The 24,357-nt window shown below is 64.9% G+C and carries 18 protein-coding genes; 3 read left to right on the forward strand and 15 right to left on the reverse strand.

Going from position 1 to position 24,357, the window contains the following annotated elements; genetic code table 11:
* Positions 1 to 111: 111 nt before the first annotated feature.
* The 6 genes from holA to glpK form a co-directional block, all read right to left on the reverse strand.
* A complete protein-coding gene (holA, locus tag AC5RWO_RS10890) occupies positions 112 to 1,119 on the reverse strand; it encodes a DNA polymerase III subunit delta (protein ID WP_498731397.1) in 1,008 nt (335 codons plus the stop codon).
* Between the two features lie 69 nt (positions 1,120 to 1,188).
* Entirely contained in the window at positions 1,189 to 3,909 is a 2,721-nt protein-coding gene (locus AC5RWO_RS10895) for a ComEC/Rec2 family competence protein (RefSeq protein ID WP_498731398.1), read from the reverse strand.
* A complete protein-coding gene (locus AC5RWO_RS10900; RefSeq protein ID WP_498731399.1) occupies positions 3,906 to 4,691 on the reverse strand; it encodes a ComEA family DNA-binding protein in 786 nt (261 codons plus the stop codon). Before AC5RWO_RS10900 ends, AC5RWO_RS10895 begins: the two co-directional genes overlap by 4 nt.
* 86 nt (positions 4,692 to 4,777) lie before the next feature.
* On the reverse strand, positions 4,778 to 5,731 hold the full coding sequence (locus tag AC5RWO_RS10905) for a DegV family protein (protein ID WP_498731400.1): 954 nt from the start codon (positions 5,729 to 5,731) through the stop codon (positions 4,778 to 4,780).
* A gap of 12 nt (positions 5,732 to 5,743) precedes the next feature.
* Positions 5,744 to 8,233, reverse strand: coding sequence for a leucine--tRNA ligase (gene leuS / locus AC5RWO_RS10910; protein ID WP_498731401.1), 2,490 nt, complete (start codon positions 8,231 to 8,233; stop codon positions 5,744 to 5,746).
* 208 nt (positions 8,234 to 8,441) lie between these two features.
* On the reverse strand, positions 8,442 to 9,956 hold the full coding sequence (gene glpK / locus AC5RWO_RS10915; protein WP_498731402.1) for a glycerol kinase GlpK: 1,515 nt from the start codon (positions 9,954 to 9,956) through the stop codon (positions 8,442 to 8,444).
* 166 nt (positions 9,957 to 10,122) lie between these two features.
* On the opposite strand from glpK, the gene AC5RWO_RS10920 reads away from it, so the two are divergent.
* The 3 genes from AC5RWO_RS10920 to AC5RWO_RS10930 are packed head-to-tail and all read left to right on the forward strand — an operon-like array spanning position 10,123 to position 12,926.
* Positions 10,123 to 10,962 (forward strand): aldo/keto reductase, encoded by an 840-nt coding sequence (locus tag AC5RWO_RS10920; protein WP_498731403.1) that lies wholly within the window; start codon positions 10,123 to 10,125, stop codon positions 10,960 to 10,962.
* Between the two features lie 3 nt (positions 10,963 to 10,965).
* Entirely contained in the window at positions 10,966 to 11,847 is an 882-nt protein-coding gene (locus AC5RWO_RS10925; RefSeq protein ID WP_498731404.1) for an alpha/beta fold hydrolase, read from the forward strand.
* On the forward strand, positions 11,844 to 12,926 hold the full coding sequence (locus tag AC5RWO_RS10930) for a glycosyltransferase family 4 protein (protein WP_498731405.1): 1,083 nt from the start codon (positions 11,844 to 11,846) through the stop codon (positions 12,924 to 12,926). The genes AC5RWO_RS10925 and AC5RWO_RS10930 overlap by 4 nt, the downstream gene beginning before the upstream one ends.
* On the opposite strand, the gene AC5RWO_RS10935 is transcribed toward AC5RWO_RS10930, so the two are convergent.
* The 9 genes from AC5RWO_RS10935 to carA form a co-directional block, all read right to left on the reverse strand.
* Positions 12,923 to 15,049, reverse strand: a complete 2,127-nt coding sequence (locus AC5RWO_RS10935) for a primosomal protein N' (RefSeq protein WP_498731406.1) — start codon at positions 15,047 to 15,049, stop codon at positions 12,923 to 12,925. The two genes, AC5RWO_RS10930 and AC5RWO_RS10935, sit on opposite strands and share 4 nt — an antisense overlap.
* 7 nt (positions 15,050 to 15,056) lie before the next feature.
* Positions 15,057 to 16,262, reverse strand: a complete 1,206-nt coding sequence (gene metK, locus AC5RWO_RS10940; protein ID WP_498731407.1) for a methionine adenosyltransferase — start codon at positions 16,260 to 16,262, stop codon at positions 15,057 to 15,059.
* Positions 16,263 to 16,330: 68 nt separating this feature from the next.
* Positions 16,331 to 17,557, reverse strand: coding sequence for a bifunctional phosphopantothenoylcysteine decarboxylase/phosphopantothenate--cysteine ligase CoaBC (gene coaBC / locus AC5RWO_RS10945; RefSeq protein WP_498731408.1), 1,227 nt, complete (start codon positions 17,555 to 17,557; stop codon positions 16,331 to 16,333).
* 36 nt (positions 17,558 to 17,593) lie between these two features.
* Positions 17,594 to 17,857: a DNA-directed RNA polymerase subunit omega gene (gene rpoZ / locus AC5RWO_RS10950; protein WP_169997529.1), complete on the reverse strand. Its 264-nt coding sequence runs from the start codon at positions 17,855 to 17,857 to the stop codon at positions 17,594 to 17,596.
* A 49-nt stretch (positions 17,858 to 17,906) separates the two neighbouring features.
* Entirely contained in the window at positions 17,907 to 18,479 is a 573-nt protein-coding gene (gene gmk / locus AC5RWO_RS10955) for a guanylate kinase (protein WP_498731409.1), read from the reverse strand.
* Positions 18,480 to 18,500: 21 nt separating this feature from the next.
* Entirely contained in the window at positions 18,501 to 18,818 is a 318-nt protein-coding gene (gene mihF, locus AC5RWO_RS10960; RefSeq protein ID WP_074702268.1) for an integration host factor, actinobacterial type, read from the reverse strand.
* Positions 18,819 to 18,938: 120 nt separating this feature from the next.
* A complete protein-coding gene (pyrF, locus tag AC5RWO_RS10965) occupies positions 18,939 to 19,802 on the reverse strand; it encodes an orotidine-5'-phosphate decarboxylase (protein ID WP_498731410.1) in 864 nt (287 codons plus the stop codon).
* Complete coding sequence (carB, locus tag AC5RWO_RS10970; RefSeq protein WP_498731411.1) at positions 19,795 to 23,094, reverse strand: carbamoyl-phosphate synthase large subunit; 3,300 nt, start codon at positions 23,092 to 23,094, stop codon at positions 19,795 to 19,797. Before carB ends, pyrF begins: the two co-directional genes overlap by 8 nt.
* On the reverse strand, positions 23,094 to 24,356 hold the full coding sequence (gene carA / locus AC5RWO_RS10975; protein ID WP_498731412.1) for a glutamine-hydrolyzing carbamoyl-phosphate synthase small subunit: 1,263 nt from the start codon (positions 24,354 to 24,356) through the stop codon (positions 23,094 to 23,096). The genes carB and carA overlap by 1 nt, the downstream gene beginning before the upstream one ends.
* Between the last annotated feature and the right edge of the window lies 1 nt (position 24,357).

The raw sequence follows: 24,357 nt of genomic DNA on the forward strand, positions 1-24,357 counted from the left end.
TTCACAAGTACTGGTGCTAAGGCATAACGAACCCCGTTTTACTGCACCAACACAGGGAAGCAAGCCGATTCGATACACACTTTTTTGCCTATAAGCCTTAACGATAGGAAGTCAGTGGCCAACGCTCGCTGCGATGACGGTAACGGCGCGCTCGACGGCATATTCGGGATCCCGGGCTGCGCCCTTCACTTGGGCATCGGTTTCGGCAAGCATTTGAATACAGGCAGCAAGCGCAGCCGAGTCCCAGTTCCTGGCGTCCTTACGTGCTTGGTCGAACTGCCACGGGGCCAGGCCGGCGTCTTTAGCGCTGACTGATGCTCCCTTTACCTTGGCGATCTGCCGGAGTTTCATAGCCAGGACAGCGACGATCGGCACCGGATCCACGCCCGTGGCCAATGCATGGCGAAGCGTGGACAGGGCGACCGCGCCCCTGCCGGAGACGGCGGCGTCAGCCACCTTGAACCCGGTGGCTTCCACCCGGCCGCCATAGTACTTCTCGACCGTCTCCTCCGTGACAGTTCCCTGAACGTCCGAGATCAGCTGGTTGCACGCCGCCGCAAGGTCCGGGAGGGATGCCCCGACGGCAGAGACCAGGGCTTGACCGGCCGCCGGATCGAGTCCACGCCGGGCGGCTTTGAACTCCCGCCGGACAAAGTCCAGTTTGTCGGAGTCCTTCTTCATCGCCTGGCAGTCGACCACTGGTGCCCCGCTGGCCTTGATAGCGTCAAGCAATTTCTTGCCCCGGACGCCGCCCGAATGGTGCAGCACCAGAGTGACGTCCTCCGCCGGCGCCCGCAGGTATGCCAAGGCGTCGGCCAGAAACTCGTCGTTCATCTGCGCAACTCCGTCCACTTCAACGAGCTTTGACTCGCCGAAGAGGCTGGGGCTGGCAATCATGGTCAGTTGGCCGGACGCATAGGATGCGGCTTCCAGCGTGGTGAGCTCGACGTCCGGATGCACTCCGCGGGTCAGCGAACGAATACGGTCTCTGGCCCGGTGTGCCAAATATTCTTCCGGCCCGCTGATGAGCACGACCGGAGCCGGTTCAACGTCGCGCCAGGAAACGATTCGGCCGGCAGTCTTGCTGCCTGCGGCCGGACGGGCCGGGGGTGGATTCACAGCTCAGGTCCTCCTAGTATCAGAGTCAACATTGTCACGGGCAGCCGATTTTCCCAAGCCGGAATCCCCTCATTCCGCCGGGCGCACGGCGAAGCTGCCCTCTGCGAGATCGACGACGATGGTACCGATTTGATCCGTCCGGAATACTGGTATCCGAAGCCGCTCCAGGGCCGAGAGGATCTCGGGCGCAGGATGGCCGTAGTCATTGTCACGACCCACGGAAATAACCGCCGTTCTCGGCTGCAGCTGGTCCAGGATCGCTGTCCCGCCGTTGCGGGCGCCATGATGGCTGATCTTGAGGACATCCACGCTGCCCGGTTCAAGAGCCAAGCCTCGGAGTAGATCTGCCGCGGCATCCTCTTCCAGATCGCCGGTCAGCAGTAGCCGCAGAACCCCGTCGGCGCCGGAGACTGTGACCAGCATGACGATACTCGAATCATTCTCCGAAGCACCGCTCCGTCCCGCCGTCGGCCAGAGTATTTGCCACGAAGCGCTGCCCGTCCGGCCGGACTGTCCCGCCTCGCCTAGCTCAGGATCCACCCCATGTTCAGCCAGTGTGCCCTCGACCAAATCGGGCAGCTCCTTCTTCGAACTTCCAACGAGCACCCGGGCCACCTTACGTCCGTCCAGGACGCCGTCCAGGCCACCGTAATGGTCCAGATGCATATGCGTGAGGACCAAAATCCCAACGCTCTCCACTCCGAGCGAATCCAGACATGAATCCATAGCGCCTGGTTCAGGCCCGGCATCAATGACCATGGCCTGACCTGCACCTGTGCGGATGACCAGCCCGTCTCCTTGGCCGACGTTGCAGACCACGGCATCCCAGCGATCCGGCAGCGGAACCGCACTCGTGCTGGAGACCAGCCAGCCCAGCAGCGCACCGACGACGGCGGCCGCGCAAAACGCAGCCCCCACCCGCTGCTTCCCGGTCCATCGCGCTACAGCAAACCGCGTGGGTCCGTTCCCGAAGCCGGTCCCCTGGTCCGCGTGCACGCGGGTCCCCTGGTTTGCGGACGCAGGCAGTTCAGGAATGTACCGCTGGCCGGAGCCACGGCCACGGCCGCTCGCCTGCCCGACCCTGAACCACAGAGAGGAAATGCCGCCGCGACCCTGTGCAGCCAGCCACAAAATGGCGAGAAGGACGACGGCGGCAGCGGCGGCCAGGACCGCGCCGGCCGCTCCACCAAGCCACGGAAGAGTGGCCAGTGGCAGTCCGGAGAAGGTCCGGGCGATCTGCGCGACCCAGAGGGTGAGAAAGCCGGTCGCCTGGACGAGCCAAACGCCGGGCAGTGGCGCCCATGGGAGCAGCCCCAAGGAAACCATGCCGCCGATGGTGACGAAGGGAACCACCGGCGCCGCCAGGATGTTGGCCGGTATCGAGAACATGGCCAATTCCGGTTGGAGCTGGACGAGGACGGGCGTGCAGAACAGCTGCGCAGCCAGCGGAATCGCCATGGCATCGGCGAGTAGCTTCGGCATAAAGTGTCGCAGCCATTGCGAGCACGTGCTGCCGAGCAGCACCAGCCCCAAGGTAGCCAGCACCGAGAGAATGAAACTGTATTCGCCGGCGAGCCATGGATTCGCCAGCAGGAGGACGATGACGGCCAGAGCGAGGAAAGATAGCGAGGCTCGACGCCGCCCGGATACCAATGCAGCCACGCCTATCGTGCCCATGACGGCGGCACGCAGGACGCTCGGCTCCGGCCGTACCAGCAGCACGAATCCGGCCAGCGCGACGATGCCCAGTACGGAACTCAGCCATCGAGGCGCTCGGCAGGCTGCCGCCAACAGGTAAATAAAGCCGAGCAAGTAACTGCAGTTTGCGCCGCTGACCGCCATGAGATGCGTCAGTCCTGTGCGGCGCATGGCCTCCTCCAAATCGTCGGTCTGCTGTTCCCTGTCGCCAAACACCATTCCTGGCAGCAATCCGCGCGCATCCGGCGGCAGTCCCCCGGTGTATTCGACGAACAGGCTCCGGAGTGTGTTGACTGCTTCAGCAGCCGCCGGCGTCGATGTCACATCAGGTGCCGTTGAGGCACTCAGCATGGCAGCTTCCGACGATCCCGGTTCCATCGGTGCCAGGGTTCCGGCGGCTTGCAATCGATCCCCGTAGCGGACTGTCTGCCATGTCTGGTTACCGATGACGAGCACCGGGGTTGCAGCCTCGAATTTCCGTCCCGCGTGCGATGCCTCCGTGATTTCGGCGGTGACGAGATACCGTGGACCGGAGCCAAACATCGACGGTGTCTTTGAGCGCGAGGCATCCGAGAGGGCCGTTAGTTCGGCGGTGACGTACGCTCCGGATTCGATGGCGGGACCGATCGGCCCGCTGAGCCGCTCCGTGTGTTTGACGCCAATGACCAGTGCCAGCAGGCCGGCAGTGCACACCAGCAGGAACACTGTGCCATTCACCGCGGGAATTGATTTCCACCGCCGGCGGAGCAGCCCTGCCAGCAGGAGAACTGTAACCGCGCCCATGCCGGTACCTGTGCAGGTCAAGGCCACGGCGGCCGGTAACCGTAGCAAAATGAGCGACACCAGCCAACAGGTTGTCGCCGCGGCGGCTAGCCTTAGATCCAGCCGGACGGTGTTGGGACCGTTCTCGCCAGCTCCCGGCCGCAACGCTTTTGCTGCGGCGGCACTACTTGGGCCCTTTTCCCGGAAGAACCATGCCTTCAAGCTTCGTTTTCCGGCGGGGCCTGCCTCGCTGGGGGCGTCCTTGACCGTTCCGCTGGCCACTTCGCGGGCGGCCCGCGCATAGTGCTGCCAGGGCGGTGCCGGGCTCATACCGTGACCAAGTCTACGAGGCTTGCGAGCATGACTTCACCGATGCCCGGCACTGCATCCAGGTCTTCGGGCCGGCCAAAGCTTCCATGCTGCTCGCGGAAGTCGATGATGCGCTGAGCAAGAATGGGCCCGACCCGGGGCAGCGTCTTAAGTTCTTCCAGCGAGGCGCTGTTGAGATTGATCTTGGCTGCGGGCTGGTCTTCTGCTCCGTCAGCACCGCCCTCGGGACCCGCTGCAGTCCCGCTGCTGCCGTGGACGGACTGGTGCTCGGGTGAGGAAACGAAAACCTGTTGGCCGTCCGTGAGCGACGCCGCCAGGTTCAGTGATGCCAGATCTGCGTTTTCGCTGGCACCTCCCGCGGCTTCCAGTGCTTCAAAAACCCGCGCCGATGCCGGTAGACGGACAATGCCCGGACGGCCGACGGCGCCGGCGACATGGACGATGATCTGCGCAGCATCGCTGGGACCGGCCTCCGGCCCTGGGGAAACACCCTCCTCGTCCGCCTGGGCCGAGGGCACCGGCTCGGCAGCATGCTCCGCGCCCTGTCCTTCCCCGGAGGGTCCGGCCTCTGCCGCGGAGCTCGTGACGGGCAGGGAGAGCAGGACGTCGCTCTCTTCCCTGTGGGTATCTGCTGTCAGGAGCAGCACCAAAGCGTAGCCGACGGCCAGTCCTGCAGCGATCAGCGCTGCTCCCAGTGCCACCCGCAGACGCGGGCGGCGGGCAGATATTTTCAGGCCGTGGCTGGCTTCTGTGGCGGCTGTTCCCCAGCGGTGGCGGCCCATGGGACTACGCTATGGAGGAAATCAACGGCCGGGCAGGACGCTCCTGCGCGTTGTGGACAGGAGCATCCCGGCCCACATTGTGGAGATCAGGACACCGGGTCGGGCATGGCGGGTCCTATGACGACGGCGAGGACCCCCAGTCCGGCATGCGCGGCCAGCACCGACGGTACTGCGGTAACCAGGATTTCATCACCGACATGAGGACTGAGCTCTTCGGCGAGCGACCTAGCCTCTGCTTCGTTGCCAAAATAATGGACAGCCAGCTGCGGCGAATACTCGAGTTCTTCGATCCGCCGGACCACCAGCTGCTGCATCCGGACCAGCGCCTTGGAAGCTGTGCGGATTTTTTCCACCTCTGCGATGGCACCGTCACGGATCGTGAGAATAGGTTTGATAGCCAGCAGCGACCCGATGAACCCGGCCGCCGGATTGATCCGCCCGCCCCGGCGCAGCTGGTCCAGGCTTGGAACATAGAAGAGCACATCGGCCGCTGCCGCCGCTTCCCGGGCCCGTTCCGCCACCGCGGATACCTCCGCGCCGTCCTGCGCCGCCAGCACCGCGGCGACAACAGCAAATCCCTCTGCCATCGCCACCGACCGGGTATCGACGATCTCCACCCGGATATCGACCTCTGCCGCAGCCAGCGCCGCGGCTTCCACGGTGCCGGACAGGGATCCAGAGAGGTGGATGGAGACGATCGCCTCGTAGCCCTGCCGCTGCAGTTCCTCGTAGGTCCGTATGAAGAGGCCTGGCGACGGCCTGGAGGTCTTGATTTCCTTGCCTTCGGCCAGGCCGATGGTCAGCACGGCGGGGACGTCGTCCACTCCCTCGCCGTAGATCTGGCCGGAAATCATCACCGGCATCGGGACAATCCGCAGCCAGTCCGCGGTTTCCGGTTCGGCTGCCCACTCCGCCGGCAGCGAGGCTGCCGAATCCGTTACGACGGCGACCCGTGGGCCTCCAGACGCCTCGTCCGGCTTGCGGCCAGCCTGGTGCAGCAGTTGCCGTGACCGCTGCACCAGCTCCTCAAGCCATGACACTGTCAGCCGTCCTTATGCCGGGACGATATTGACCAGTTTGGGTGCCCGGACGATGACCGTGCGGACGCTGCGCCCATCGAGAGTCTTAACCACCTGCTCCGATGCCAACGCCTTGGCCTTGAGTTCCTCTTCGCTGATGTCCGGGGCGACTTCGAGCCGGTCCCGGACCTTGCCCTGCACTTGGACGACGGCGGTAACCGTGGCCTGGACCAGCAGCTGCTCGTCGACCGCCGGCCAGCTGGCTGCCGCAACCGAGGGCTCATGCCCGAGCGCTGCCCAGAGGTCCTCAGCGGTGTACGGAGCGAAGAGGCTCAGCACAATGGCGACTGCTTCGGCAGCTTCCCGGACGGCGGGATCGGCGCCGCCGACACCGCCGTCGATCGCCTTGCGGGTGGCATTGACCAGCTCCATGAGGCGGGCGATGACCACGTTGAACTTATGGTTGTCCAGCAGTTCGGCGGCGTCGGCGATGGTCCGGTGGGTCACCGAGCGCAGCGCGCGGTCGCCGTCGGCGGGATCGGCACCGACGGCGGAAGTCACGTCCTGGCCCAGTCGCCAAGCACGGGCCAAGAATTTAGCCGAACCCGACGGCGAAACGTCGGCCCAGTCGACGTCGTCCTCCGGCGGTGAGGCGAAAATCATGGTCAGCCGGACGGCGTCGACACCGAACTTGTCGAGTTGCTCGCCGAGGTCCACACCGTTGCCCAGAGACTTGCTCATGGCCTTGCCCCCGTTGAGAACCTGGCCCTGGTTCAGCAGGGCGCTGAACGGCTCGTCGAAGTCCACCAGCCCGAGATCCTTGAGCACCTTGGTGAAGAACCGGCTGTACAGCAGGTGCAGGATGGCGTGCTCGACGCCGCCCACGTATTGTCCGACCGGCAGCCATTTGTTGACAGCTTCGACGTCGAACGGCCCTTCGGTGTAGTCCGGCGAGGCAAACCGAAGGTAGTACCAGGAAGAATCCACGAAGGTATCCATGGTGTCCGTATCCCGGGTGGCCGCGCGTCCACAGTTTGGGCAGTCCACATTCACCCAGTCCGCGGCGGCGGCCAATGGCGATGTGCCCTTCGGTGAGAGCGCTTCGCCGCGCAGGTCTTCGGGCAGCCGCACCGGAAGGTGCTCATCGGGAACGGGAACTTCACCGCATTCGGCGCAGTGGATGATGGGGATCGGCGCACCCCAGAAGCGCTGGCGGCTGAGCAGCCAATCGCGGAGCCGGTAGTTCACCGTCTTCTCGCCGGTGCCGGCTGCCTCGACGATGTCGATGGCCTTGGCAATGCCCTCTGCTTTGGACATACCGTTAAGGTCACCCGAGTTGATCAGGCTGCCTTCGCCCGTGGTGGCGGTGCCGCTGACCGCGGGATCTTCCTCACCGGTGTCCAGCACCGCCCGCACGGGCAGATCGAATGTCTTGGCGAAGTCCAGGTCGCGCTGGTCGTGCGCGGGAACAGCCATGATCGCGCCGGTGCCGTAGTCTGCCAGCACGTAATCGGCCGCCCAAACCGGCAGTTTCTCGCCATTCAACGGGTTGATGGCGTAACGGCCGAGGAAGACACCGGTCTTCTCCCGGTCGGTGGACTGGCGTTCAATATCGGAGAGGGCCTTGACCTTTTCGCGGTAGTCCATCAGCGCATCGTGCTGTTCGGGCGTGACCAGGTCCAGGGCAAGGTGGGCGTCAGCGGCAACGACGAAGAACGTCGCGCCGTGCAGAGTGTCCGGGCGGGTCGTGAAGACGGTGACGTCCTTGGCTTCCCGGCCGTCTGCGGGCTCGATGTTGAAGTTGACGTGGGCACCCTCGGACCGGCCGATCCAGTTGCGCTGCATGGCCAGCACACGCTCAGGCCAACGGCCCTTCAGCTCGTCCATGTCATCCAGCAGCCGGTCGGCGTACTCCGTGATCTTGAAGTACCACTGGTTCAGGCTCTTCTTGGTCACCGGGGTCCCGCATCGTTCGCAGGCACCGTTGACAACCTGTTCGTTGGCCAGCACGGTCAGGTCCTTGGGACACCAGTTGACCGGCGAGTTCTTCCGGTAGGCCAGCCCACGCTCGTAGAACCGCAGGAACAGCCACTGTGTCCAGCGGTAGTAGTCCGCGTCGGAGGTGTGCAGCCGCCGTGACCAGTCGGCGCTGATGGCGTAGCGCTTGAAGGATGCAGCCTGGGTCTCAATGTTGGCGTAGGTCCATTCGGACGGGTGCGCATTGCGCTTGATGGCCGCATTTTCCGCAGGCAGACCAAAGGAGTCCCAGCCGATGGGGTGCAGGACGTCGTAGCCCTTCAGCCGCAGGTAACGTGCGACGACGTCGCCCATGGCGAACGCCTCGGCATGGCCCATGTGCAGGTCACCCGAGGGATAGGGGAACATATCCAGCACGTAACGGCGTTCCTTCGAGCCGTCGTCAACAGCCTTGAAGACGCCAAGCTCTTCCCAAACGGCAGGCCATTTGGCCTCCATGGCGGAAAAACTGTACTCGTTCGGTTCGGTACCAGACTGCGTACTCACGTTGACTTGTCCTCGTCCTCTTGGTTGCTACGGCGCACTCCCGGTGGTTGCCGCTTAGACACACAAAAGCCCCTCGACACGGGAGGGGCGGCCGCACGTTACGGAAGTGTTCCGTAGGTGCGGCTAGCTAAGCAGAAGTGCGGACATGGAATTACTTTACCGCAGATCAGCCGGAGGCTTCCCTTGGCATCGTCCAGTCGCATCAGGTTCAGCGCACGTCCTCGTCCACCCAGTCAAAAGTGCGGGTCACCGCCTTCTTCCATAACCGCAGCTGCCGGTCCCGCTCGGAGGAGTCCAGCTGTGGTTCCCAGCGACGGTCCTGGGCCCAGTTCGACCGCAGTTCCGAAAGGTCCTGCCAGAATCCAACGGCCAGCCCCGCTGCGTAGGCCGCGCCTAGTGCCGTGGTTTCGGCGACCTTGGGCCGGATGACCGGGACACCGAGAATGTCTGCTTGGAACTGCATCAACGCATCGTTGGCAACCATCCCGCCGTCGACCTTCAATTCCGCAAGCGGAACGGCCGAATCCGCATTGACCGCTTCCAGCACTTCACGGGTCTGGAACGCCGTGGCTTCCAGGGCAGCCCTGGCGATGTGTGCCTTCGTGACGAACCGCGTCAGCCCCACAAGGGCTCCGCGCGCATCGGCGCGCCAATAGGGAGCAAAGAGGCCGGAAAATGCGGGCACGAAGTACGCGCCGCCACTGTCGGGTACGGAGGAGGCCAGCTCCTCGACTTCCGCGGCCGAACCGATGATGCCCAGGTTGTCCCGCAGCCACTGAACCAGTGATCCAGCAACAGCTATCGAGCCTTCAAGGGCATAGCACGGCGCGTCGTCGCCAATCTTGTAGGCCACGGTGGTCAGCAGGCCGTTGGCGGATTCGACGATCTCGCTGCCGGTATTGACGATGACAAAACAGCCGGTGCCGTAAGTGTTCTTGGCATCCCCGGCGTCGAAAGCTGCCTGCCCGAAAGTCGCTGCCTGCTGGTCGCCAAGAATCCCGGCAACGGGAACCTGCCGCAGCAGCTGGGATCCATGGACGGTCCCGTACACCTCGGCAGAAGACTTGATTTCCGGGAGAAGAGAAGCCGGCACGTCGAAGGCCTCAAGGATGGACGGGTCCCAGGCAAGAGTCTTCAAGTCCATGAACAGCGTCCGGGAAGCGTTCGTGACGTCCGTGACATGGACTCCGCCGTCGGTACCTCCCGTCAGGTTCCACAGCACCCAACTGTCCGTGGTGCCGAAAAGGAGCTCGCCGGCGTCGGCCTTGGCCCGGGCTTCCTCCACAGTGTCCAGAATCCACTTCAGCTTCGTTCCGGCGAAGTACGGGGAAAGCGGCAGCCCGGTAGTTGCTTTGAACCGGTCGGTGCCGCCGTCAGCGGCCAGGGCGTCGCAAATAGGCTGGGTGCGCACATCCTGCCACACGATGGCGTTGTAAACCGGTTTTCCGGTGTTCCGGTCCCACACCACGGTGGTTTCGCGCTGGTTGGTGATGCCCACGGCGGCAATGTTGTGGCGGGTCAGATTGGCGCGGGCCAGCGCGTTGCCGATGACCTCGCGGGTGTTGTCCCAGATTTCCACCGCATCATGTTCCACCCAGCCTGGCTGCGGGAAAATCTGCCGGTGTTCCTTCTGGCCGGTCGAAACGATCTGCCCTGCATGGTCAAAAATGATGGCCCGCGAGGACGTGGTCCCCTGGTCGATCGCCAGAATGTAGTCGGACAAAGCGGACCTCTTCCCTAGGACAGGACGCCGGCGCCGGAGGGCAGCACCGATTGGGCTCGAACCTAGTCCCGCTGCGGGTGGAGGTCAATTCCTGCCAGGCGGCTAGCGGCTCTTTTACGGCGGTGGTTGGCCGCCGATGCCGGCATTGCTCGGTAGAGTCTTGTATATGGGAACGGCAGATAAAACCGCGCTGAACAACGGCGTCCTGATGGATCAGCTGGGCTTCGGCCTGTATAAAGTTCCGCCACAGGACGCCGGCGGCCTTTGCTACCAGGCTTTGGAATCCGGCTACCGGCATTTCGACACTGCCGCTCTGTACGCCAATGAAGCGGGCGTGGGTGAGGCGGTCCGCCGGTTCCTCGCCGAGGAACCGGAATTCAGCCGCGACGACATTTTCGTCACCAGCAAGGTATGGAATGACAGCCACGGCTACGACGCGGCGCTGCGTGCCTTTGACGCATCGCTGGCCATGCTTGGGCTCGACTACCTCGACCTGTATCTGATCCATTGGCCGCAGCCGGAACGGGCACTGTACGTGGACACTTACCGCGCCTTGGAACGCCTCTACCATGAGGGACGCGTCCGGGCCATTGGCGTTTCCAACTTCCAGCCGGCCCATCTTGAAGAACTATTGAAAAACTGCGACGTGGTGCCGGCGGTCAACCAGATCGAGCTGCACCCGTGGCTCCAGCAAGAGCAGCTGCGGGAGCTGCACGCTGCTCACGGAATCCGGACGGTCGCCTGGAGCCCGCTGGGGCGGGGGAAAGTTCTGTTCGACCCGGTGGTCGCGGAACTGGCTCAGGAGCTGGGCAGGACGCCGGCCCAGATAGTGCTGCGCTGGCACCTGCAGTTGGGCAACGTGGCCATCCCGAAGGCTAGCTCGCAGCAGCGGATCCAGGAGAACTTCAAGGTGTGGGACTTCGCCCTCGATGCTGCAGCCATGCAGCGGCTCGGCGGGCTTGAGCGGAACGGCCGCATCGGTTCCCACCCGGACGAGGTGAACTAGAGCGTGCCTGCCACCAAAGACCGTGCGGTCCGCCGTGCCCTCAGTCTCGGCTCGGGGGAAGTGGCCTACTGGGAGTATCCGGCCCAGACCCCGAACGGTAAATCCGACATTCTGGTCGTTCACGGCTTCCGTGGCGACCACCATGGCCTGGAACTGGTCGCCCGGTCGCTCCCCGGGCACCGGATCATCTCCCCCGATCTGCCCGGCTTCGGCGCCTCCGCGCCGTTCTCGGGGCGCCGGCACAGCGTGGAAAGTTACGCGGACTTCGTGGCGGACTTCGCAGCTGCTCTGGAACTGGGGCCGGACACCGTCATCATTGGCCATTCGTTCGGCTCGATCATCGTCAGCCATCATCTGGCCGCGCACACGGGTTCGTTCCGGGCAGCCGTGCTGATCAATCCGATCAGCGAACCCGCCCTCAAGGGTCCGAAGGCGGTGGCTTCACGGCTGGCCGAGTTCTACTATTACCTCGCGGCAAAGCTGCCCGAAAAGCCAGGGATGTGCCTGCTGCAGCACCCGCTGATTGTCAGGGTCATGAGCATCATGATGGCCAAGACCAGGGACCGGCAGCTGCGCCGGTACATTCATGGACAGCACGACGCTTACTTCAGCGCCTTCGCCAACCGGGACGTGGTCCTTGAGGCGTTCCGCGCCTCCATTTCCCACGACGTCCTCGAGGTCGCGCCGCGGCTGAAGCTGCCGGTTCTCCTGATCGCCGGCCGGAAGGACGATCTGGGCTCCGTGGACAGCCAGCGGCAGCTGGCGGCGCAGCTGCCTGACAGCCACTTGGAAATGATCGACGGCGTGGGCCACCTCATCCACTACGAGGCGCCGGATATTGCGGCCGCCATGATCAGCGAGTTCCTCGAAGGGCTGGAGCGGTGAAGCTTGTCATCGATGCCCGTTATACGCGCACCGACCAGCTGGACGGCATCAGCCGCTATGGCTCCAATCTGATCTCGGCTGCCTCGAAACTGACCGAGGTGCTGATGCTCATCAACGACGAACGGCAGCTGCAGTTCCTGCCCGCCGATGTCCCGTGGGTCAAGATCAACAGTCCCCTCTCCCCTGCCGAACTCCTCGTGGCACGCCGGATTAATAAACTGGGCGCCGACGTCGTTTTTTGTCCCATGCAGACCATGGGCAGCTTCGGCAGGCGCTACGGCCTGATTCTGACCATCCACGATCTGATCTATTACCGCCACCCCAAGCCGCCCGGATTTTTGCCGCTGCCGGTCAGGCTGCTGTGGCGGGTCTACCACAAGGCGTACTGGCCGCAGCGCCTGCTGCTCAACCGGGCGGACACCGTTGCGACCATCAGCCGGACCACGCGGTCGCTGCTGCAGCAGACCCGGCTCACTCGGCGCGAGGTCAGGATCGTTTCCAATGCCGCCCAGCCGCTGGGACCACCGCGGGATCCGTCGGCGGCCGTGCGCAAGGAACTGCTCTACATGGGGTCCTACATGCCCTACAAGAATGTCGAGACGCTCATCGATGCAATGGCGCTGCTGCCCGGCTACCGGCTGCATCTGCTCAGCCCCATCCAAGGGCCGAGGCGTGCAGAGCTGGCGGACCGCGCGGCGGATGCCGCACAGCTGGTGTTCCACAACGGGATTTCCGACGGCGATTACCTGCGCCTCCTGCACGAAGCCTCGGCGCTGGTCACGCTGTCCAGGGACGAAGGCTACGGGCTGCCGCTCATCGAAGCAATGGCCGCCGGAACACCCGTCATCGCCAGCGACATTCCCATCTTCCGGGAGGTCGCCGAAAACGTGGCGCTGCATGTGGATCCGGATGATCCTGAAGCCTTCGCCGCCGCCGTCCGCGAGCTGGAGGATCCGGAACGACGGCGTCGTGCATCGGCCGAGGGGGTGCTCCGCGCCGCGGAGTATGACTGGGACAGCTCGGCAGCACAGCTGATTGGGGCGGCCGAAGAGGTGCTAGCCAGGCGCCGGGCCTGCTAGAGCAGATCCAGGCCGTCGCAGCGGACCTGGACTGGTTCCGCCAACCGTTTGGCGGAGACGGCCGCCTTTCTGGCCCGGAGGGCTCCGGTCACGGTATTCCCCTGCTGGTAGCTGAAGAACAACAGCAGGCGGTGGTGTCCGGCCGGGGCCCCGTAATTCTCCAGCTCAGTGGGGCCCACCGTGCGGACGTCGCCGGGGATTTCGAGTCCGGACATAAACGTCTCAATTCCGGCGGTCGAACCGGTAATGGCTGCGATCCTGAGCGCGGGAGGCAGCTGCAGTTCACGCCGCAACGCGAGCTCCCGGGAAGCGGCCCCGGCTGGATCCCAACGCACCAGCTGCCCGACCACCGCGTCATGGTCGGCCGTGATCACTACTGTCCCGCCCTCGGCTGCCGGACGGACCAGCGATGCGGCGGTGAACCAGCGGCGCAGGGCATCTTCGGGAGCGCGCAAAGACTCACGGCTCAGCAGCGAGTTGCCATCCAGCAGCAGGGCCGCGGCATATCCGCCGGCGACCGCCGGCTCCGCCCCGGGCGTCGCCACCACCACGGCTTTGCCGGCCTTGACCGTGGCCTTCACATGATCACCCGCTGAAGAGATGACTGTGGCCCCGGGAAAGGCCCGGCCAAGCTCCTCTGCTGTTCGCGAGGCCCCGATGACCAACGCCCGCAGTCTGCCCGAACCGCAAACGCCGCAGCGCCAGTGGGCGGCGAGCCGGCCGCACCACCGGCAGGTCAGCGCTGTTCCGTGACCGGCTTGTCCGAGCGGTCCTTGGCACTCGGTGCAGCGGGCCGGTGTGCGGCAGTCCTGGCAGGCCATGGCCGGTGAGAACCCTGTCCGCGCGACCTGTACCAGGACGGGCCCGTGTTCGAGTCCCTCCCTGGCTGCCCGCCACGCCGCCTGTGGAAGCCTGGCATGGCGGAGCAGAGGATCGCGTTCCTGCTGGAACGTATCGGCGGTGTTGACTACCCGGGGCGTGAGCGCGCGCAATGCCGGCCGGTCAGCCTGCAGGGGCTGGGCCCAGCCGGTTTCCACAAGCCGCTGGCTCTCCGTGCTGCGGGCAATCCCGGCCAGCAAGGCCGCGCAGCCGGTTTGCTCCGCGCGCAGCAGCAGGACCTCGCGCGTGTGCTGGTAGGGCGCGCGCTGTTCAACGTACAGATCATCGCCGTCGTCCCAGATCGCAACCAGGCCCAGCTCACGGACCGGTGCGTAAGCCGCGGACCGGGTGCCGATCGCGACCTTGGCGGTACCGTGCAGCAGTTTCAGGTAGTTCCGGTAGCGCGGCGTCGGACCGTCATCGGCGCTCAGCCGCACGAACGCCTCGGCACCGATCGTCGCCTCGAGCGCCTCGCCCAGCAGGTCAAGATCCTTGGCATCAGGGACCACCACGAGGGCACCGCGTCCGCTGGTCAGCGTCGCCGCTACGGCCGCCGCCAACTGGCGTGTCCAGGATGCCGGCCCGTAGGACTTGTGGCTTGAAAGTACCGCCCGTGGCGACTCTCCGGCGGCCAGATGGGCCAGAAACGCCGCACCGCTTCGGTAGCCGGCAAAGCAAACCGCCGGGTCCGCAGCATCCGCTGGCGCGTTGTCTGCGCTGGCTTCCGGGTCCGGCTCGTCCGACTGCCCCGGGTCTCCCCCTGTCGGTGCGCCCGGCATGAGCCGGCCCGCTGCCGCGAATTCCTTGTCCACCTTGGCCACCCGTGGAGGGATAGCAGCGCGGATGACGTCGCTGAGCGTCCCGGCGTACCGCCTGGCCAACGCGCCCGCCAGCTCCAGCAGCTCCGGGGTCAGGACCGGCTGGGCGGAAATTACCTTCGCCAGCGGGCTGAGCCGGACCCCCTCTGCAGCTTCTGATTTGCGTCTGATGATGTAGCCGCTGATCTCCTGGCCGCCGAAACGGGCTTTGATGCGTGCCCCGGGAACCGCCTCCGCGGCGGCCTCCTGCGGAACAAGATAGTCGAAGACGCGGTCCAGATGCGGCACCGCGGACTCGATCAGGACCTCGGCCACCGGGTTCTCGCCGGCCGGCACAGTGGCGCCGCGGGGTTTGGCGGGCGAGGCGAATCCGTGCAGCAGCGACAGCTGGACGGCTTCCTCCCCCGGGGCTGATCCGTCTGTCACGCTGGAATCAGGCGTTGAAGTAGCTGCGCAGAGCCTCGGCCCGGTCCGTGCGTTCCCAGGTGAAGTCTTCCTGTTCGCGGCCGAAATGTCCGTGCGCCGCGGTCTGCAGGTAGATGGGACGCTTGAGCTGCAGGTCGTTGATGATGCCCAACGGCCGCAGGTCGAAGATTTCCTGGACGGCGTCTGCGATGCGCAGCGGGTCCACTGTCTCGGTGCCGAACGTCTCCACATAAATCCCGACCGGCCGTGCCATTCCGATGGCGTAGGCGATCTGGATTTCGGCCCGGCGGGCCAAGCCGGCAGCTACGACGTTCTTGGCCACCCAACGCATGGCGTAGGCTGCCGAGCGGTCGACCTTGGACGGATCCTTACCGCTGAACGCGCCGCCGCCGTGGCGGGCCATTCCGCCGTAGGTATCCACGATGATCTTGCGTCCGGTCAGTCCGGCGTCCCCCACCGGGCCGCCGATGACGAACTCTCCGCCCGGGTTCAGGATATGGCGGACGTCGGAAACGTCCAGGTTCGAATTGGCCAGCACCGGTTCAATAACGTACTTGGACAGGTCCGCCCGCAGGTGGTCGAGATCCACGCCGGCTTCGTGCTGGCTTGAAATAACCACGGTGTCAACGGAAACCGGCTTATCGCCGTCGTACCCGACGGTGACCTGGGTCTTACCGTCAGGCCGCAGGTACGGCAGCGTGGCGTCCTTGCGGACTTCCGTCAGCTTCTCGGAAAGCCGGTGCGCCAACCAGATCGGTGCCGGCATGAAGACCTCGGTCTCGTCGCTGGCGTAGCCGAACATGATGCCCTGGTCGCCGGCGCCCTGTGCATCGTAGTCGTCCTGCTGCGTGCCCTCGCGGCCCTCCAGCGAATTGAACACGCCGGACGCGATGTCCGTCGACTGCTGCCCGATAGACACGGAGACGCCGCAACGGGCGCCGTCGAAGCCCTTGTCGGAAGAGTTGTAGCCGATGTTCAGGATGGTCTCGCGGACAATCTGCGGGATCTCAACGTAGCCCTGGGTCGTCACTTCGCCGGCCACATGGACCAACCCCGTTGTGGCGAGTGTCTCCACAGCGACACGCGAGTCCGGGTCTTCGCGGAGCAGCGCATCAAGAATGGCGTCCGAGATCTGGTCGCAGATCTTGTCCGGGTGCCCTTCAGTGACGGACTCGGAGGTAAAAAGCCGCAGGGGGGAAGCAGAAGAAGTCACAGACATACCTTACTTGGTCTTAAGCCGCAGCTGCCGCGCCTGTCAACAGGCGGCGAGGGGCGGAATGGTCAGGAGACGAGCTCCGCCGCCACCCGTTCGATGATGGCGCGGGCCACGGTGTCCTTGCTCCCGGCCGCTGTCTGCGGATCAGCGCCGGAATTATCGAGAATGCTGATTGCAGTCCGGTCCTGGCCGAACACCAGATCCCGGCCCACCTGGTTCAGCACCAGCAGATCGCAGCCCTTGCGGGCCAGCTTTTGGCGTGCGTAGCCCAACACGTCGCTGCTGCTGTCCCCGGTTTCAGCGGCAAAGCCGACGATCAACGCCGGACCCGTTCCGCTGTCGCGCCGGGCCTGGACAATTTCCTGCAGGATGTCCGGGTTGCGCACCAGGGTGATGACCGGATCCGCGGCGTCGTCGCGTTTCTTGATCTTGGTTTCGGCTGCCTCCGCGGGACGGAAGTCAGCTACGGCAGCAGCCATAATAACGACGTCGGCACGCGCCGACGCTTCAAGCGTCGCCGTCCGCAGCTGCAGGGCAGTTTCCACCCGCGTAGTCTTGACGCCCTCCGGCGGAGCAACATCCATGTGGGCGGCGACAAGCTCGACCTCGGCGCCGGCGGCCGCCGCGGCCCGTGCCAACGCGACACCTTGCTTTCCCGACGAGCGGTTGCCCAAAAAGCGGACCGGATCCAGCGGTTCGCGGGTTCCGCCGGCCGTGATGACCACACGCTTGCCCAGCAGCATGGTGGTGCCTGCGGCCGGCCGGCTTTCGCCGAGCTGCTCAAGGGCGAATTCGAAGATTTCCTCCGGCTCCGGCAACCGGCCGGGCCCGGTGTCTTTGCCGGTCAACCTGCCGACGGCTGGATCCATGACGAGGGCTCCGCGTCCGCGCAGCGTGGCAATATTTATTTGCGTTGCCGGGTGCTGCCACATTTCGGTGTGCATAGCCGGCACGAAAACCACCGGCCCCCGGGCCATCAGCAGCGTATTGGTGAGCAGGTCATCGGCAAGGCCAGCCGCGGCACGTGCAAGAACGTCCGCGGTGGCAGGAGCCACCACCACCAGGTCAGCGTCCTGGCCCAGCCGCACATGGTTCACGGTGTCCACCGCGTCAAAGACGGTGGTTGACACCGGCTGGCCGGAGAGTGCTTCCCAGGTGGCGCGTCCGACGAACTTCTCGGCGGCCTCGGTCGGAACCACGGTGACCTGGTGTCCGGCTTCCTTAAACAACCGGAGCAGGGATGCGGACTTGTAGGCGGCGATACCGCCGCCCACACCTAGAATGATCCGCATTCCTGCTCCGTTACCGTGTTGAGTTGTTGCCTGGTACTACTCTGCAGCCGGTTCGGCCGGCTTGGAAACCAGCAGGCCTTCGTTGATCTCGCGCAGGGCGATGGAAAGCGGCTTCTCGTTCAGCTTGGTGTCCACCAGCGGGCCAACGTACTCGAACAGGCCCTCATGCAGCTGCGAGTAGTAAGCGTTGATCTGGCGGGCGCGCTTGGCACCGTAGATCACCAGGGCATACTTCGAGTCCGTCGTCTCCAGCAGGGAGTCGATCGGCGGATTAATGATGCCTTCGAGGTTAGTCGACACTTATTCTCCAAAAAATTCTGTAGGTATCTGCTTCACTGACGGTCGCGGTCTAACGCGGGTTCGGTACGAGCCCCATCAGCGAAACAAGCTCTTCTGCCGCCCGCCGGACATCGTCATTTACGACGGTGTGATTGAATTCGGATTCGGCAGCAAGTTCCAGTTTAGCGGTTTCCAGCCGTTGCTGCTGTTCCTCCGGCGTTTCTGTGCCACGGCCCACCAGGCGGCGGACCATTTCGTCCCAGCTGGGCGGCGCCAAAAAGACGAAATTCGCCTCCGGCATGCTTTCCTTCACCTGGCGGGCGCCCTGCAAATCAATCTCCAGGAGCACCGATTTCCCTTCCGCCATCGCCTGCTCCACGGTGTTCCGGATGGTTCCGTAGCGGTTGCGACCGTGGACTACGGCCCATTCGAGCATGGCGCCTTCGGCCACCAGCCGGTCAAACTCCTCGGCGGCGACGAAATAGTAGTGGACCCCGTCCACCTCGCCTGGGCGCGGTGCCCGCGTGGTAGCGGATACCGACAGCCAGACCTGCGGGTAATGGTCGCGGATGAACGTGGAGACGGTTCCCTTGCCGACGGCGGTGGGACCGGCCAGAACGGTGAGGCGGGGTTTATCAGACATGCTTTCCATCTGTTGCAGGATCTATTGTGATTCCAGAAGTTCGATCAGGGCCTTGCGCTGGTGCACGCCCAGACCCCGGACCCGCCGGGTTGGGGCGATTCCGATGCTTTCCATTATGGCCGCGGCCCGGACCTTGCCGATGCCCGGCAGCGCCTCGAGCAATTCGACGACCCGAAGCCTGCCGATCGATTCAACATTCTTCGCCGTATCGATGACCTCGGCCACGCTGACCCGGCCGTCTTTAAGCCTGGCTTTGATCTCGGCCCGCTCGGCTCTGGCCGCGGTGGCCTTGTTTCGGGCTGCAGTGCGTTCAGTATCCGACAGCGGTTTCAGGCTCACAGGCTTCTCCACATCGTATCGCTGGCCGCAGCCGCGGCTAGGAAGTAATCAGCTTGCACTGAACCTATCCGCTAGCGCCCGGGAAAATCAATCCTCCCCGGAGCGCGATCGCTGTAGACCTCAGTCCGCAAGCATTTCCAGCGTGCTGTCGACTGCCGAACGCAGGCCCTGCGGGTCCGGTCCTGCCCTGAGGATTTCCCGGCTCGAAGTCGCCAGCACATTGCCGTAGGCCCGGCCGAAGGTGCGTCGCAGGTCCGCGCCCGTTGCACCCTGCGCGCCGAGACCGGGCGCCAGGACCGGGCCGTTGAGCGCGGCCAGATCCAGGCCCAGCTGCGCAGGCGCGTCCGCAACCGTGGCACCCACCACGAGGCCCACGGACCCCAGCGTGCCGTCGCGGTCCGCGGCAGCATTGTCAGCCGACGCGGCCTCCACAATCCGGCGCGCAACGGAGTCTGCGCCGCCGGCATGCTGGACGCTGGCGCCTTCGGGATTCGATGTCAGGGCCAGCACGAACACGCCCCGCCCCGTTCCGGCAGCCAGATCAAGGGCTGGCCGCAACGACTCGTAGCCAAGGTACGGGCTCAGCGTCACGGCATCCGCGGCCAGCGGCGAGCCGTCTGCAAGCCAAGCCTGGGCGTACGCGGCCATGGTGGAACCGATATCACCGCGTTTGGCATCGGCAATAGTCAGCACCTCGGCCGCTGCCGCGGCGGCGAGAAACTTCTCAAGGGCCGCAAAGCCGCGTGAGCCGTGGCGCTCGAAGAGCGCCACCTGCGGCTTGAGCGCGGCAACGCCCTCCCCCACCGCCTCCAGCACGGTGAGGGAAAAGCGTTCCAGCCCATCGGCGTCGTCGTTCAAACCCCAGGACTCCAGCAAGGCCGGATGCGGATCGATGCCCACACACAGCTGTCCGTGTTTCTGCATGGCGGCCCGCAGCCGCGCCCCGAAGGACGCGGCGGGTCCGGAAGCGGCGGCGTCAGGCATCGACGGCGGCCTTCAGCTTCAGGGCGTGCTCCTGCAGGCTGGTGACGTCCCACTCGTACTGGCGCATGGCTTCGATGGCCTGGATCGCCGCGCCGAATTCGGACACGGTGGTGATGACCGGGGTGCCTACGGAGGTTGCGGCCGCGCGGATCTCGTAGCCATCCCCGCGTGCCTGTCCGCCGGAGGGGGTGTTCAGGATCAGTCCGATGGCACCTTCAGTGATCAGATCCACTATGGTGCCTTCGCCGTCGGAGCCGCGGCCTTCGGCAACCTTGCGCACGGTGGTGGACTGGATGCCGTTGCGCCGCAGCACTTCGGCGGTGCCGCCCGTGGAGAGGATTTCGAAGCCCAGATCAACCAGCAGCTTCACGGGCATGATGATGGAACGCTTGTCCCGGTTCGCCACGGAAACGAACACCTTGCCGGACGTGGGCAGGGCGCTGTTGGCGGCGGCCTGGGACTTGGCGAAGGCCGTGTCGAAGTACTTGTCGATACCCATCACTTCGCCGGTGGAACGCATTTCCGGGCCGAGCAGCGAGTCCACAACCGTGCCCTCGGGAGTGCGGAAGCGGTTGAAGGGCAGCACGGCTTCCTTCACGGCCACCGGTGCATCCAGCGGCAGGGTGGAACCGTCCCCCGTCTCCGGCAGCATCTTGTAAGCGGTGCGCAACTGGTGGATGGTCACCCCGGTGCCGATCAGCGCAGCAGCCTTGGCCAGCTGTACGCCGGTGGCCTTGGACACGAACGGCACGGTGCGGGAGGCACGCGGATTGGCCTCGATGACATACAGCACGTCCGAGGCGAGGGCGAACTGGATGTTGATCAGGCCGCGCACGCCGACACCCTGGGCGATCGCGAAGGTAGCCTCGCGGACCCGTTCGATGACGGAAGATCCGAGGGTGATCGGCGGCAGGACACAGGCCGAGTCGCCGGAGTGGATGCCGGCTTCCTCGATGTGCTCCATGATTCCGCCCAGGTACATGTCCTTGCCGTCGTACAGCGCGTCGACGTCGATCTCAATGGCGTCTTCGAGGAAACGGTCCACCAGGACCGGGTGGTCCGGGGTGATTTCCGTGGCGTTGGCGATGTAGCGCGAGAGGTTGGGCTCGTCGTAGACAATCTCCATGCCGCGGCCGCCCAGTACGTAGGACGGGCGGACCAGCACCGGGTAGCCGATTTCGTCGGCGATCTTTTTTGCTTCCTCGAAGGAGACTGCGGTCCCGTTCTTCGGGGCTATCAGGCCGGCCGCGTCGAGCACCCGTTGGAAGGCACCGCGGTGCTCGGCCAGGTCGATCGCTTCGGGCGACGTGCCCAGGATGGGGATGCCCGCGTCGGCCAGTGCCTGGGCCAGCTTGAGCGGGGTCTGGCCGCCGAGCTGGACGAAGACGCCCATCACGCCGCCGGTGCGCTCTTCGGCTGCGATGACCTCCAGCACGTCTTCGAGCGTCAGCGGCTCAAAGTAGAGACGGTTGGAGATGTCGTAGTCCGTGGAGACGGTTTCCGGGTTGCAGTTGATCATGACCGTCTCGTAGCCGGCAGCGCGCAGCGCCATGGTCGCGTGCACGCAGCTGTAATCGAACTCGATGCCCTGGCCGATCCGGTTCGGGCCCGAGCCGAGGATGATTACGGACGGCTTGGCGTGCAGCTCGACCTCGTCCTCCTCGTCATAGGAGGAGTAGTGGTACGGCGTGTAGGCCGCGAATTCCGCTGCGCAGGTATCCACGGTCTTGAACACCGGGCGGATGCCCAGTGCGTGCCGCACGCCGCGCACTACGGCCTCGGGGGTGTTGGTCAGCTTGCCGATCTGCTCGTCGGAGAAGCCGTGCCGTTTGGCGAGGCGCAGGATCTCCTCGGTGAGGGCAGGCGCATTGCGGATCTCGGCGGCGATCTCGTTGATCAGCTGCAGCTGGTCCAGGAACCACGGGTCGATGCCGGTGGCTTCGTACAGCTGTTCCACGGTGGCGCCGCCCAGCAGGGCGCGCTGGACCTGTGACAGCCGCTCGGTCGTGCCGGTTTTGGCCTTTTCCAGCAGTTCCGGAACCTCGAAGTCATTGACCGGATCGAAGGTCAGCTGCGCGTCCTTCTGCTCCAGTGAGCGCAGGGCCTTCTGCAGCGCTTCGGTGAAGTTCCGGCCCAGCGCCATGGCCTCGCCGACGGACTTCATGGTAGTGGTCAGCGTCGGATCGGCCGCCGGGAACTTCTCGAAGGCAAAGCGCGGGACCTTGACGACAACGTAGTCCAGCGTCGGCTCGAACGAAGCCGGCGTCTTCTGGGTGATGTCGTTGGGAATTTCGTCCAGCGTGTAGCCCAGGGAGAGTTTGGTGGCGATCTTGGCGATGGCGAAGCCGGTTGCCTTCGAGGCCAGGGCCGAGGAGCGGGAAACGCGCGGGTTCATCTCAATAACGACGACGCGGCCGGTATCCGGCTCGATCGCGAACTGGATGTTGCAGCCGCCGGTATCGACGCCGACCTCGCGGATCACCGCGATGGAGATGTCGCGCAGCCGCTGGTATTCGCGGTCCGTCAGGGTCAAGGCGGGGGCCACGGTGATGGAGTCCCCGGTGTGCACGCCGACCGGATCGAAGTTCTCGATGGAGCAGACGACAACGACGTTGTCGTTCTTGTCCCGCATCATCTCGAGCTCGTATTCCTTCCAGCCCAGGATGCTCTCTTCGAGCAGGACCTCGCTGGTGGGGCTGTACTGGATGCCGGCGCCGGCAATGCGGCGCAGGTCCTCCGCGTTGTACGCCATTCCGGAACCGAGACCACCCATGGTGAAGGACGGCCGGACCACCATCGGGTAGCCCAGCTCATCGGCTGCCTTGAAGGCCTCATCCATGGAGTGCACGATGATGGACTTGGCGGACTCGGCGCCACAGCGTTCCACGACGCCCTTGAACTTCTCGCGGTCCTCGCCGAGTTCAATGGCTTCGATGTTGGCGCCGATGAGTTCGACGTTGTACTTGTCCAGGACGCCGTTCTTGTCCAGCGCGATGGCGGTGTTGAGCGCGGTCTGGCCGCCCAGGGTCGGCAGCACGGCATCCGGGCGTTCCTTGGCGATGATCTTCTCGACGATCTCGGGAGTGATCGGCTCGACGTAGGTGGCGTCGGCGAACTCAGGGTCCGTCATGATCGTGGCCGGGTTGGAGTTCACCAGGATGACCCGGAGGCCTTCCTCCTTGAGCACCCGCAGGGCCTGCGTGCCGGAGTAGTCGAATTCGGCGGCCTGTCCGATGACGATGGGGCCGGAGCCGATAACCAGGACGCTTTTGAGGTCTGTTCTCTTGGGCATTAGTTTTCTTCCTTGGCGTCGCTGGCGACGGCGACAGTTGTATCGGTGTCTGCAATAAATGCTTTGGAGACGTCGGCAGCATCCGTAGTGCCGGGATTCTTCTTTTCGGCCGCCATCAAATCAATGAAGCGGTCGAAGAGGTAGGCCGAGTCATGCGGGCCAGCTGCGGCTTCGGGGTGGTACTGGACCGAGAAGGCAGGGATGTCCAGGCAGGCCAGGCCCTCGACGACGTCGTCGTTGAGGCTGACGTGGCTGACCTCGACCCGGCCGAAGCGCTCTTCCGGTGCGCGGGTGACGCCGTCGGTGGGAGCGTCGACGGCGAAACCGTGGTTCTGGGAGGTGATCTCCACTTTTCCAGTGCGGCGGTCCATCACCGGCTGGTTGATGCCGCGGTGGCCATAGCGCAGTTTGTAGGTGCCGAAGCCCAGTGCCCGGCCCAGAATCTGGTTGCCGAAACAGATGCCGAAGAACGGCATCCGGGCGTCCAGGACGTCCCGCAGCATGCCTACTTGAGTGTCAGCGGTGGCAGGGTCACCGGGGCCGTTGGACATGAAAACGCCGTCGGGATTCACTGCCTGGATGTCTGCCAAAGTAGCGGTGGCGGGCAGCACATGCACGCGCACGCCACGTTCAGCGAAACGCTGCGGCGTCATGGATTTGATGCCGAGGTCCAATGCGGCGATGCTGAAGCGCGGCTCGCCTTCCCAGCCGTGATCTGCCGGCTCGACCACATAGGCGGCATCGATGCTGACCTCCTCGGCCAGCCGGGCGCCCTCCATCGGAGCCTGTCCGTTGACCTCGGCCAGCAGCTCCGGCATGGGCCGGGCGGCTTCCTCGCCGGAGAAGATTCCGGCCTTCATGGCGCCGCGTTCGCGCAGGTGCCGCGTGATGGCCCGGGTGTCGACGCCCTGGATGCCGATGATGCCCTGTTCGATCAGTTCCTCGTCCAGGCTGCGCTCGGAGCGCCAGTTGGACGGCCTGCGGGCGGCGTCGCGGACAATGTAGCCGGCAACCCAGATCCTGCGGGACTCCGCGTCCTCGCGGTTGACGCCGGTGTTGCCGATGTGCGGAGCGGTCTGCACCACCAGCTGGCGGGCGTAGGACGGGTCCGTGATGGTTTCCTGGTAACCGGTCATGCCGGTGGCGAAAACCGCCTCGCCCAACGCCGTGCCCTGGGCACCGTAGCTGCGTCCGCGGAATGCGCGGCCGTCTTCGAGAATCAGCAGCGCTGCATTCGAGGAAGTTGTTTGATGATCTGTCACT

This window comes from Arthrobacter sp. B055-34, from assembly GCF_059090425.1.

Excerpts from the sequence above, each read along its gene's own strand:
- AC5RWO_RS10895 (WP_498731398.1), bottom strand. The coding sequence starts at position 3,909 with ATGAGCCCGGCACCGCCCTGGCAGCACTATGCGCGGGCCGCCCGCGAA.
- AC5RWO_RS10900 (WP_498731399.1), bottom strand. The coding sequence starts at position 4,691 with ATGGGCCGCCACCGCTGGGGAACAGCCGCCACAGAAGCCAGCCACGGC.
- pyrF (WP_498731410.1), bottom strand. The coding sequence starts at position 19,802 with ATGCCTGACGCCGCCGCTTCCGGACCCGCCGCGTCCTTCGGGGCGCGG.
- coaBC (WP_498731408.1), bottom strand. The coding sequence starts at position 17,557 with ATGCGGATCATTCTAGGTGTGGGCGGCGGTATCGCCGCCTACAAGTCC.
- gmk (WP_498731409.1), bottom strand. The coding sequence starts at position 18,479 with ATGTCTGATAAACCCCGCCTCACCGTTCTGGCCGGTCCCACCGCCGTC.
- carB (WP_498731411.1), bottom strand. The coding sequence starts at position 23,094 with ATGCCCAAGAGAACAGACCTCAAAAGCGTCCTGGTTATCGGCTCCGGC.
- AC5RWO_RS10920 (WP_498731403.1), top strand. The coding sequence starts at position 10,123 with ATGGGAACGGCAGATAAAACCGCGCTGAACAACGGCGTCCTGATGGAT.